The organism is Acinetobacter sp. YH12233 (assembly GCF_013417725.1).
Taxonomy (GTDB): domain Bacteria; phylum Pseudomonadota; class Gammaproteobacteria; order Pseudomonadales; family Moraxellaceae; genus Acinetobacter.
Genome location: NZ_VPDK01000038.1, coordinates 16,741 through 29,607, shown reverse-complemented (window position 1 = coordinate 29,607; position 12,867 = coordinate 16,741). Strand labels below are relative to the sequence as shown.

Sequence of the window (12,867 nt, the reverse complement as noted above, 5' to 3'; positions counted from 1 at the left end):
CAAAGCACGTAGTGTTCATGGATTTCTAGGAGGGATTTACGCGTCCTTGTGTGCATATCAACTGATCCATAAAAATAAGCCAACAATTCAAATTATGAAGTCATCGGCTTAAGCAGGATTCGGGTTATTGATAGAAAGAATTAAACAAGATATACATCTATAATCTAATATGAATAGCCAATAATTATAATTTTTACATATATTTAAACTTTATTTAGCAGATATCACTCTTTATCTTATTAATGATTTTAGATACCTACATAAATCCAGTTTTTTTCAATTTTCCTCGGTAACAAATTCAAGAATAGAAAGGCAATGACTATCAAGTTTGAGTATGAAAAATGCACAAAAAGACCAAATGTTTTTTTATTACGCAATTCGAATTGGTAAATTTTTGTACAAAAGAACTGATGTAGAAGAATTATTTATAGGTTGTATTATTTTTATTAATATTATATTTATTTTATCTTAAATTATTGAATTTAAAATTTAATTTTTTTAAATTAAAATTAACAAAAGGATTAGATTAGCTAAACTTCATAACATTATTAATACTTTTCCTTCTTTATTTGAAACTAAAAAATTAAATGAGTGTACTATATTTAGTAAAAACGTGATTAAGGTGAAGCATTTAATGTCTATTTCTCCCTTATCTAAGGCTGTCTATACATCCTTAGTTGGATTGCTATTGGCAAATACAACTACTCAGGCCGCTGATGCATTTAGTGCAGAAAGTCCGTGGATGTTGGGTGACTGGAATGGTCAACGTATCCAGCTTCAAGAACAGGGCTATGATTTTAGCTTTGGATATACAGGTGAAATGGCGACTTTACTTGACGCGAAACGCTCAAATAGCCATGGCACAGAATATACCGGTCAGTTAAACCTGGGTGCTCATCTGGATCTGGAAAAAATTGCTGGCTGGCAAGACACTGAAGCACAAATTACAGTAACTCATCGTGATGGCCGCAACCTTTCAAATACTTCTGATGCATTAAATGGTCAGTCACTTGATCAAGCAAATGGTCATTTAAGTTCAGTACAGGAAGTATGGGGCCGTGGTCAAACCTGGCGTCTAACAGATTTCTGGATCAAGAAACAATTCCTGAATCAAAAACTGGATGTCAAAGTCGGACGTTTTGGTGAAGGTGAAGACTTTAACAGTTTCGATTGTGATTTCCAGAATCTGGCATTGTGTGGTTCACAAGTGGGTAACTGGGTAGGGGATCAATGGTATAACTGGCCAGTTTCTCAATGGGCTGCACGGGTTAAATATAACGTTACCCCGGAAGTTTATACTCAGGTAGGGGTTTATGAATACAATCCTGAAAATGCTGATAATCGTGGCAAAGGCTTTAACCTGAGCACAGACGGATCTAAAGGCGCGATCATTCCTGCAGAAGTGGTGTGGACACCGAAACTAGGTGAGCAAAAACTGCCAGGTGAATATCGTGCCGGTTATTACTACAGTACCGCTGATGCCAAAATATTTGATGGCGTGACTCCACAAGATGAACAAACCCAAAATGGTCATCATCACGGGGGGTGGATTGTAGCTAAGCAACAGCTGACTTCACATCAAGGGGATACATCACGTGGTTTAAGCGGTTTCGTGAACGTCACTGTTCATGACTCTAAAACCAACCAAGTTAGTGATATGCAAAATATCGGTCTTGTCTACAAAGGTGCGATGGATGCCCGTCCACAGGATGAAATCGCTTTGGGTGTTGCACGCATCAATATGAACAATGATGTATTGGGTAACCGTAGTGAAGAAGTCGATGCGGAAATCTATTACGGCATTCATGCAACTAACTGGCTAACCATCCGTCCAAACCTGCAATATGTCCATCATGTCGGCGCATATAAAGACGGTGAAAATGTCTGGGTAGGCGGAATCAAGTTTAATACGTCGTTCTAATCGGAGTTTTTAGTTGCAAATACACAATTGATTCTTCCATTACTTTGGGGCATTGATGAACTGATACTCCAAGTATTCATGTATTTATAACTAAGAACTTAACAATATGGTGTCTATGCCGCTTAAGTGCTTAGACGTTCAAGAAATCAAAAAAAAGGTGTTCAATATGAATACTTCGTCTTCAGGTTCAGTACTGAAAACGATTCTGGCAGCTATTGCTGCCATTTTCGGTTTGGTTCTGCTATTTGGAGGAATATATCTGGCAACACTTGGTGGGTCTTGGTACTACATCATTGCCGGTCTGTTCTTCCTGGCGACAGCCGTGTTATTACAAAAACGTAAAAGCACAGCCCTTATTGTTTATGCAGTATTGGTCCTTGGTACAGTGGTATGGGGTCTTTGGGAAGTGGGTTCAGACTTCTTTGCACTGGCACCACGTCTAGATATTTTAGGCCTATTCGGTCTGGCCCTGCTGATTCCTGCAGTGACTCGTGGTTTTGGTGACAGCAAAGCTGCAAAAATGGCGCTGACTGGCTCCCTGGCAATTACGATTGCTGTCATGATTTATTCTGTATTTAATGACCCACAGGAAATCCGTGGCGAATTAAAATCACAGCAGCCTGCAGTGCATCAGTCTATTCCAGGTATTGCTGACGAAGACTGGCCTGCTTATGGTCGTACTCAATCCGGCCTACGTTATTCTCCATTGAAACAGATTACTGCTGATAACGTAAAAGATCTGGAGTTAGCTTGGGAATTTCATACCGGTGATGTAAAAACGGATAAAGATTCTGGTGAAACTACGAATCAGGTAACCCCGATTAAAGTGGGTAATAACCTGTTTATGTGTACCACTCACCAGTACCTGATTGCACTTGATCCTGCGACGGGTAAGGAAAAATGGCGTTTTGATCCTAAGCTGAAAGCGGACAATACCTTCCAGCATTTAACTTGCCGTGGAGTGTCTTATTACGATGCCAATAACACTACCGGTTTTGAAAGCAGTCTAGCTGCTCGTTCTACAATGTCTGTCGAATGTCCTCAGAAAGTAATCTTACCAGTGAATGACGGACGTTTGGTGGCGGTCAATGCAACTACTGGTAAGGTATGTTCCGACTTTGGTAATAACGGCGAAGTCGATCTGCAAAAAGACATGCCATTCCCATATCCAGGCGGTTATAACCCGACTTCACCTCCTGTGGTGACAGGTACAACCATTATCATCGCCGGTTCAACAACGGATAACTACTCAACTGAAGAACCTTCAGGTGTGATTCGTGGTTATGACGTAAATACCGGTGAATTATTATGGGTATTTGATACTGGTGCAGAAGATCCAAACGCGATTCCAGCTCCTGGTCAAAAATTCGTAAATAACTCACCAAACGCATGGGCGCCATTGGCTTATGATGCACAGTTGGATATTGTCTATGTACCTACAGGTGTAGGCACACCGGATATCTACGGTGGTCACCGTACTGAGCTAGACGAGCGTTATGCAAACTCTATGCTAGCGATTAATGCATCTACCGGTAAATTGATCTGGAACTTCCAGACTACTCACCACGACTTGTGGGATATGGATGTACCAGCACAGCCAACATTGACTGATATCAAAGATAAAAACGGTAATATGGTGCCAGCCATCTACGTGCTGACCAAAACCGGTAATGCCTTTGTATTAGACCGTCGTACAGGTGAAGCGATCGTTCCGATTACTGAAAAACCAGTACCTCAGTCAGTAAAACGCGGTCCGCAAACCAAAGGCGAGTGGTATTCAAAAACTCAACCATTCTCTGACTTTAACCTGGCACCTAAAGATAAATTGACTGATAAAGACATGTGGGGTGCCACTATGTTTGACCAGTTGATGTGTCGTGTATCGTTCAAGAAATTAAACTATGACGGTATTTATACGCCACCATCTGAAAATGGTACGTTAGTGTTTCCGGGTAACCTCGGTGTATTCGAATGGGGCGGTATGTCAGTCAACCCAGACCGTCAAATCGCATTAACCAATCCAATTGGTTTGCCATTTGTATCTCGTCTGATTCCGCAAGATCCGAACCGTAAGCAGACTGCCAAAGGTGCAGGTACTGAAGCGGGGGTACAGCCAATGTATGGCGTGCCTTATGGTGTTGAAATCAGTGCCTTCCTGTCTCCATTCGGCTTGCCATGTAAGCAACCTGCATGGGGTTATGTGGCTGGTGTTGATCTGACCAATCATGAAATCGCTTGGAAACGTCGTATCGGTACGATTCGTGACAGTATGCCGGGCATTCCATTGCCTCCATTTAAAATGGGTGTACCAATGTTAGGTGGTCCAATCTCGACTGCAGGTAATGTGATGTTTGTCGGTGCAACTCAAGACAATTACATCCGTGCGATCAACGTGACTAATGGTGATGAGCTGTGGAAAGGTCGTCTACCTGCAGGTGGTCAAGCGACGCCAATGACTTATGAAGCCAATGGTAAGCAGTATGTTGTGATTATGGCGGGTGGTCACGGTTCCTTCGGTACCAAAATGGGTGATTCTTTGGTTGCCTATGCACTACCTGACAATAAATAATGAAGTTTTATAGTTAAGTAAAAAAGCCTGATTCGTCAGGCTTTTTTATGCAAAATACAGGCTGTTATGACAATAAAGCTTGATTAGAAAATCATGAACCTTTAGCTCAGCTTTCCTGCAAGTATTCAGTTTGATCTTATGCAGATGCTGAGTCTTTAAAATTAATAAGACACTTTTAAAACGTTTGAACTCCCATGGCATGAGTGAATGCCAGATATTAGGAATATTAGCTATGCACCTTCATACCACGCGGTTGCCGATGAAATCGACTTTATCCTGTCTGATTGCTTGTATCAGTCAAGGAATTTATGCGGAAGAACCGGTTACAGAGGTACAGCGACTGGCTCCCATTGTGGTTGAAGCAACCCGTACAGATCGTGCCATTCTGGAAACACCGGCATCTACCTATTATCTGAATCAGGAACAACAGAATAGCCTGAATGTAAATCTGTCTGAAACCTTAAAAGGTGTACCAGGTTTACAGCTGAATAACCGCGAAAATTATGCTCAGGATTTACAGATATCAATGCGGGGCTTCGGTGCACGTTCGACTTTCGGTGTGCGAGGAGTACGTTTATATGTAGACGGTATTCCTGCGACTATGCCGGATGGGCAGGGGCAAACCTCGAATATTGACCTGAATAGCTTGGATCATATTGAAGTGCTGAGTGGGCCATTTTCTTCGCTATATGGTAATTCTTCTGGCGGAACCATCCTGACACAAAGCCGTGAAGGGCAGGGACCTGATTCAGTCACTTTGGGATATTCGGGTGGCAGTCAGAATAAAGGCCAAACGAACCTGGTGCTACAAGGTGGTTCAGAAAATGCTTCTGAACCAAGCTATATCATCAGTTCATCTTATTTTGATACCGATGGTTTCCGTGATCATAGTGGTGCACATAAAGTACTGAACAATGCCAAGCTGACTTGGGATCTGGACGATGGCTCTAAAATTAACTGGGTCAATAACTATGTCAAAATTACAGCAGATGATCCAGGTGGTTTAACTCGAGATCAATGGCGAGAAAATCCTAAACAGGTCGCAGCGAATGTGTTGCTATATAATGCACGTAAAGAAATTGAGCAATTCCAGACAGGACTGACCTGGAACAAGCCAATTAATGATCAGCATGAATTGTACGGTATGGCGTATTGGGGACAGCGTGAAGTCACTCAATATCAATCTATTCCAAGTACAGCACAAAGTGGCCCAAATCATGCTGGTGGTGTCATTGATTTTGATCGTCAGTTTTATGGAGCAGATCTTCGCTGGACCGGAACAGATATTTTACAAAACACTAAATTGATTGCTGGTGTGGCTGTAGATGGTATGACCGAAGACCGCAAAGGCTATCAAAACTTTGTCGGCAATACTTTAGGCATTAAAGGTGAACTCCGTCGTAATGAAGATAATACGCTTTGGAATGCAGATCCTTATATTCAAGCATCTTATAACTTTGCGCCAGATTGGACTTTAGATGCTGGTTTGCGTTATAGCAATGTGCATTTTAAATCTGAAGACCGTTACCTAAGCAATGGCGATAATTCAGGTAAAACGACTTATGAAAAAGTACTGCCTTCAGTTGCATTAAGTTGGAAAATTCTTCCTGAATTAGTGACTTATACAAGCTTTGCACAAGGTTTTGAAACACCAACATTTACCGAAATGGCTTATCCGGCTGATGGCAGCAATGATGTATTAAGCTTAAAAGCGGCTGAAAGTGAAACTTATGAACTGGGATTAAAATCTGCGAATCGCTTCGGTGATATGACCTTAGCAGCATTTCAGACTCAAACCAAAAATGACATTGTTTCTGCGGGAAGTGATGGCGGGCGCTCAACGTTTCGTAATGCAGATAAAACCTTAAGAAAAGGACTGGAACTATCCTGGAGTAAAGACCTGTGGCGTGATCTGGCAGCACAAGCCAGCTATAGCTATATTGATGCAACATTTGATGCCGATATTCCAGCAATTGGTACAGTAGCTGCAGTTTCGTCAGGTAACTATATTCCTGGAATTGCTAAGAATCAGGCATTCTTTAGTTTGGGATGGAAACCTGAAAATGGCTTACATGGTGGAATAGATGTACGTTACTCAGACCGAATTTATGTTAACGACATTAACTCACAATATGCACCAAGTTATACAGTGGCTGGGGCTAATGTAGGCTATAACTGGAATGTCAAAGATTTGTCTGTAAAAACGTTTGCACGCGTAGATAATCTGTTTGATAAGGATTATTCAGGCTCAGTCATTGTCAACGAAAGCAATGGTCGTTTCTATGAACCAGCAGAAGATCGTAACTGGAGTGCTGGGTTAAGCGTGACAAAAGAGTTTTAATTTAAATCTGACTTAAGCTTTCTTAATTTATTCAAGATTCATGTTCACATGTGAATGTCCGCCAAGATCAGCAATAAGTGCGAATCTAAGGCGGACATTTTTACTTTGGAGAAACCGGACATTTCTATTTTGGATTTACATGATTCATTTCGTATAATGTATATTATGTTAAATTGAGTACATGATACTTTAAGTTCATAAACCCTCTCACTAAACTACAAAACAATTACTTAGTTACTATTTTCAACTAGACTAAAATGACTTATGTTTATATTTTAAATAATTCATAAAGTTCTCGGAAAATTTATGTTCTTTATAAAAACAATTCGACTTTCAAAAAAATATTCAAATGAAAATAAAATCATTTTATTATTTGATGCAACAATATCAGCACCTTGCCTTTATCCTTTACTGTATTGTATGGGAAGTCTTCGATTTCAAAGTATAGCTACTCAACAATCAGATTTACTCGCAATTAAATTTTGGTATGAGTTTTGGTTTAAAAAATATAAAACAATTTTCTGTGAATCCTTTATCTCATCAGGATATGATCCAGAAATCTATTTAAGTGAAATTGATAACTTTATTGTTTTTCTAGAAAATAATAAAAAATTTGAGAATAATTTAATTCGTATTAGAGTAAATCCTGACATTAATTATATGACTATTACGCAACGTATACGATCATTGTTTAAATACTTTATTTACTTATTGGATGAATATTGGAATGTTTGGAATCAAGACCTTACGCTAAAAGAAATAACAAATCGTAGAAAAAAAATTGATATTTTCTTAATGAATAAAAAAAAGATTTTTAATAAATTTTCTAAACGTAGCTTTACAGTTAAAAGTGGAATTAATTATCATTTTAAAAGCTTAGACAATGAAATGGTTTGTAGACTTTATGAAATTATTCGTCCCAGCAAGAAAGCTAATATTAATGTAAACAATCCTTTCATCACAAAACAACATCAACTTCGTAATTTCTTGATCGTACACCTAATGATAAACTATGGTTTAAGAGTTGGCGAATTGATGCTTTTAACAACTAAATCAATAAAAAAATCAATTAATTCTAATACTTATAATCTTATAATTACAAATACTGAAGATGAATATGATATTAGGAGTAGAAAACCAAGTATAAAGAATGAATTCTCTTATAGGGTAATCAAATTAAGTAATTTCGACTACGAAGCTATTAATGTATATATGGAAAAAATAAGAAATACAACCCAATCAGACATATTGTTTACTTCTTTAACCTCCCCCTACTCTGCACTAAGTTATTCATCTATAAATGCAATTTTTAACAAAATAGATATAAAATTTAGAGGTCTCTATCCTATATATTTTGATGATACAAATATTGACTCAATTCATAAAATAACACCTCATGTGTGTCGACACACATGGGCATATATCACATTAGCATTTGCTATAAAAAAATATAAGAACGAAAATCCTTACCAACAATCCATCAGTAATGATGAAATTATGCAAAAAGCACAAGAGGATTTACGTGTTTTAGGTGGTTGGAGCCCTAATAGTAAAATGCCTAGCTACTATGCAAAACGTTTTATTGTAAATAGAGCTAATTTATTGAATTTACAACGTATATCAGATGAAAAATGGGTGATCTAACATGTCTAAACTTGATCAGTTTTCAGGAAATAGAGCAGATTTGGGATCGATTTTTAATTCCCAACAAATAACTGCACTTCAAAATATTAACGAAAAACTTCCAAAAATTGTTAAGTTTTTAATTGCTGAAAAATTTGATGATAAATTTTTAGTATCAACAAGTAATATATGGAATTTTTTTTATTCCGGTAATAGAGAAAAAATAAATTTTTCAAAATTTTCTCAAAATGAAACTATTTTATTGAAATTTTTTCTTATTGTTTTTAGCCAAAGGAATACTCCCTCTTCATTAAGTCAAAAGTCATATTCATTTACAATTTTATTAAATTACCTGAAAAAAAATAACCTAAATTTTAGTTACGAAAATCTGAAATGTTTTTTGATTGATATTGCCCCCATTGAAGAAAAATCAGGGGTTTATTCACATATAAAGTTTTTACTTCGTTTGTTAATCGTTGAGGATTTTCCAGAGTTTGATATAAGTAATGATTATGACTTAGAATTCATTCCACGACCTAAATCATTTAATTCAAAATTATTCTACCAACAATATGAAGATCCTATTGATTATCCTCTTATTTCTATAATTCAAAAAGGATTTATTAAAATAAACAAGGATATAAGCGTTTCTGAAAATACTATAGATGATCAAACACTTCTTTATACTTCAATCTTAGGATTAATTTATACAACAGGACTTAGACCAGTACAATTAGCAAAGTTATCTGTAAATGATATCAAATTAGATTCTACTCGTAGCATAGATCACTTTCATCGGTATAGTATTTTAATCCCATATGCGAAACAAATACGTTACGTGTATGAAAAGATAGCAGTGAAATTACCAGAAGAAATTGCGGAAATTATCATTGCCTATATCAAAAGATTTAATTTGCATTCTGATGATAAATTATTTGATATGGGAGAAAATTCCTCACGCTTTTGTTCAATTGCTATTAATACTCAGTTATTAGATTTTTCTCCTAAATTATATCAAGATGCTGTTCTTTCTGGAGAAATTATACAGCAAAAATATTCTTTCTCTGATTTTAGACATCATGTTGGATATAGTTTAGCAATGGCTGGAGCATCTGCTGAAGAAATATCCTATATTCTTGGGCATTCTGTATTGGTTACTGCTAGACATTATATATTTTCTACCCCAGAACTAGCACAGATTAGAGCTAATGCTCTTGGTCGTAACTTTTTGTATAAACATATGATTGCTATGTTACTTTCAGGGCGTTTAACTTATAAAAATGAATGGAAGCAAAAGAAAGTTTTAGGAAATATTGGAAGTAAAATTCATTATGATATTGGCGGATGTGCATATCAAGAAAAATGTCTTTTTCAGCCAGTACGCAATTGTTATGGTTGCATGTATTTTCATCCTTTTATTGATGCAAATCATACAGCTGTACTACAGAGTATTCAGAATGAAATCGATGATTTAATAAGGTTGTCTGATAATATCGGTATTTCTAGAAATCCTCTAATTAGGATTCATGAATCTACAAAATTTGAAATTGAGTCTGTAATTGCTCGTTGTAAAATTTATGAGGATTAAATTTCATGAAACGTGAACAATATGATTACTTCATAAATGAACAAAAAGAATATTTTGATCAGTATATACAACCTAGTTTTAAAGGATATTGGGAAGATTCTGTTTGGTACGGAGGTACAAGTGGATCTGGATGGCTTTTATCCAGAAGTGGGAAAACACATTTTAATTTCGGAATGATTAATAAAATAAAAGGTTTAGAGCACAATACTATTGATAATAAATTTCAAATTTTTATGAAATCAGTGCTTATACTAAGTTATAGAAAAGCAAATGCTAACGTTTCTCCGCAAAAACTGTATGCTGAATTTTTAATACTAAAGCGTTGGTATAGTGCCTTATATGCTGAAAATCCTCAAAAAACACATCCCTACTACTTGTCTACTTTAACTTTAAATATATCTTTTGAAATTTTAGCTAAAAATACTGATAAAAAAGGTCTTTCCTCTTATGCTTTAACCTTCCTTAGATTACAGGAGATGATAAATCACTATGGTTTTACAAAAAAACCTTTAGATTTTTCTCAGAAGTATTTAAATATCAATCGCTACAGTAGAACTCCTCATGCTTTAAGAACAAAAAGCTTACTTGAACAGTTGGAAATTGATGAAGATGAACTTGACAATAGTAAGTTGATTTCTATTCGAACTTTCATAAATATTGTTTCTTTAATAAGTTTATGTCAAACAAATGGAGAAAAGATTGCTCTTAATTTATTATTACTTTTAATCGTAACTGGTTTGCGTTCAACGGAAGTTTTTCTTTTAAAAACAGATGCGTTGATCAAGCGTCCAATTCTCGATACTGTTTCTAAAAAGCACTTAACTTTAGATGGAATAAAACAATTTACCTTGGGAATTCAGTACTATGGAGCCAAAGGAGCAGGCTTAAGGATTCATTGGCTAGACCCTTTATCAGCTCGTTTGGTAGAAACAATATTTAATTCAGTATTTGAACTTACCAAGGAGTATAGAGAGCATTTAGCTTATATTAGATCTAAAGATTTTTCTAATTTTTTACCGAAATCATTAGATGATATTTCTACAGATTATGTTGAAGTAGATGATCTAATTGGTTCTGTTTTTGGTGTAAGAGATAAAACTAGAGGACGTTCTGGTCAGCGTGATGTTATTGTAAAAACGCTTAAAGGTATTCCTGTATACAAGGAGTATAAAGATGGTAAAGGGTTAAAAAGATATTATTTAAAGAGTGATATTAATTTTTTTATTAAATCTTTAACGAATTATGATTCAAAACTTTCATTTCATCAGGTTTTTAATTATGAGGGGAAAAAAGAAAAAATTGCTTTTGAAGATTTGTTATTTATACATGAGTATAGATCCACAAATCTTCAAAGACAGTTTATAAATAAAACTAATATCATTCCATTTAACGCAATAACTATAAACGGTTTTCTAGGGAATGGGGCGAATATATCTGTATTTAAAAAATATAATTTATTAGAAGATGATAAACAATACTCCAAGTTAACCACACATATCCCTCGTCACAATATAAATACTTTTTTAGCACTCAGTGGATTAGCAGATCATCTACAGGCAATGCTTATGGGGCGTATTGATATTCAACAGAACCAATACTATCAACATTTAGCTATTAAACATCGTAGAGTCGCAGCAGAGATATTAAAGAAATATGATTTAACAAGTTGTCAAGAAAAAAATGAGCTGAAGCCTGTATCCCCCATAGAAGCAATCAAATATGATGGTTTAATGTTTTTTTCTGAAAAACTTGATCTTGAAAATAATTTAAAGATGAATTTACAGTCTTTTGACTCTAAGAATGAAATTTCTGAATTTATAAAGAACTCTTTCTTTGACGAATATTTTGAAGATCTGGCCGAATCATTTAATGAACTCATTAAGCAAAATACTTCTCAAGCTGAATTACTAGTTCATCGTCATGCTTATTTACATCCTCTGCCTTTTGGTAGCTGTATGAGGGAAATAGCAGTCCATGATTGTCCTAAACGTTTAGCCTGCCAATCTGGAGAGCAATGCGGAAACTTTGCTTTAACTGGTCGTAAGGGTGAGCTTGATGCATTAGAGCAAAGTCGTAATATGTTATTAACCGAGTTTAAAAATATAGAGTCGCTCATTACTAATGATGATTCATATATCGAAATGCTTGAGTTGTTAAATCAAAAAATTGTTTTCTTAAATGGCTTAAAAGAAAAAGCACTGAAGAGACAGAATAATTTAACACCTATACCAATTTTTCCTTATAGTAATCAAAATAGTAAACTTCCAATTACTTTAAGTGAATTATTTGCTATTGAGCAGCAGAAAATTGAAGAAAAGGAGACGTAGTATGTTACGTGGTAAGCAATTGGATGAAGTAATTGAACAAGAATTGCAAATGATGTTGATAGAAGGTTTTGAAAAATCACCTATCTCGCATAAATTATTACACAAACGTCTAACGGCTAAAGGTTACATATCTGGTGGATTAAGTACATTAAGTTCAAGTGATCGAAAAAAACTGATTAGTCTTTATCTATCAGAACAAATATCTCCCTTGAATTTAAAAATAAAAGAAAAGCAACTTTTTGTTAACAAAAAAACTAGACTAGCGCTAACAAATACTAATAAAAATTTACGTACACAAATTGAAGAGTTAGAGTCTCAGCTAGCTCAAAATACTGAGAGCCTTATAAATATTATCGAAGAGGTGAAACTTAAGACTAATTTAAAAGTGGACCATTTGTTAGCCTCTCATCTTTTGAAGAAATATTTATCATCAAATTAGCTAGAACATTTTACACTCAATTACCTATTGAGTACCTGATCAGCTACTTGGTAAGTTAT

7 protein-coding genes and 1 pseudogene are annotated in these 12,867 nt (G+C 35.6%); all 8 read left to right on the top strand.

Features of this window, described 5'->3' with window-relative positions:
* Positions 1-112: pseudogene (locus FTV12_RS13605) on the top strand (IS982 family transposase); the annotation flags it as partial.
* A 522-nt stretch (positions 113-634) separates the two neighbouring features.
* Positions 635-1,921, top strand: a complete 1,287-nt coding sequence (locus tag FTV12_RS13600; RefSeq protein ID WP_180034218.1) for a carbohydrate porin — start codon at positions 635-637, stop codon at positions 1,919-1,921.
* 166 nt (positions 1,922-2,087) lie between these two features.
* Positions 2,088-4,490 (top strand): glucose/quinate/shikimate family membrane-bound PQQ-dependent dehydrogenase, encoded by a 2,403-nt coding sequence (locus FTV12_RS13595; protein ID WP_180034217.1) that lies wholly within the window; start codon positions 2,088-2,090, stop codon positions 4,488-4,490.
* 232 nt (positions 4,491-4,722) lie between these two features.
* Positions 4,723-6,831, top strand: coding sequence for a TonB-dependent receptor (locus FTV12_RS13590; protein WP_180034216.1), 2,109 nt, complete (start codon positions 4,723-4,725; stop codon positions 6,829-6,831).
* A 306-nt stretch (positions 6,832-7,137) separates the two neighbouring features.
* The gene (locus tag FTV12_RS13585; RefSeq protein ID WP_075696481.1) at positions 7,138-8,475 is read left to right on the top strand and encodes a site-specific integrase; all 1,338 of its coding nucleotides are present in this window, start codon (positions 7,138-7,140) and stop codon (positions 8,473-8,475) included.
* A 1-nt stretch (position 8,476) separates the two neighbouring features.
* A complete protein-coding gene (locus tag FTV12_RS13580; RefSeq protein WP_136695452.1) occupies positions 8,477-10,042 on the top strand; it encodes a tyrosine-type recombinase/integrase in 1,566 nt (521 codons plus the stop codon).
* Positions 10,043-10,047: 5 nt separating this feature from the next.
* Positions 10,048-12,369: a hypothetical protein gene (locus FTV12_RS13575; protein ID WP_136695453.1), complete on the top strand. Its 2,322-nt coding sequence runs from the start codon at positions 10,048-10,050 to the stop codon at positions 12,367-12,369.
* A gap of 1 nt (position 12,370) precedes the next feature.
* Complete coding sequence (locus FTV12_RS13570) at positions 12,371-12,808, top strand: hypothetical protein (RefSeq protein ID WP_075696484.1); 438 nt, start codon at positions 12,371-12,373, stop codon at positions 12,806-12,808.
* Positions 12,809-12,867: the final 59 nt, after the last annotated feature.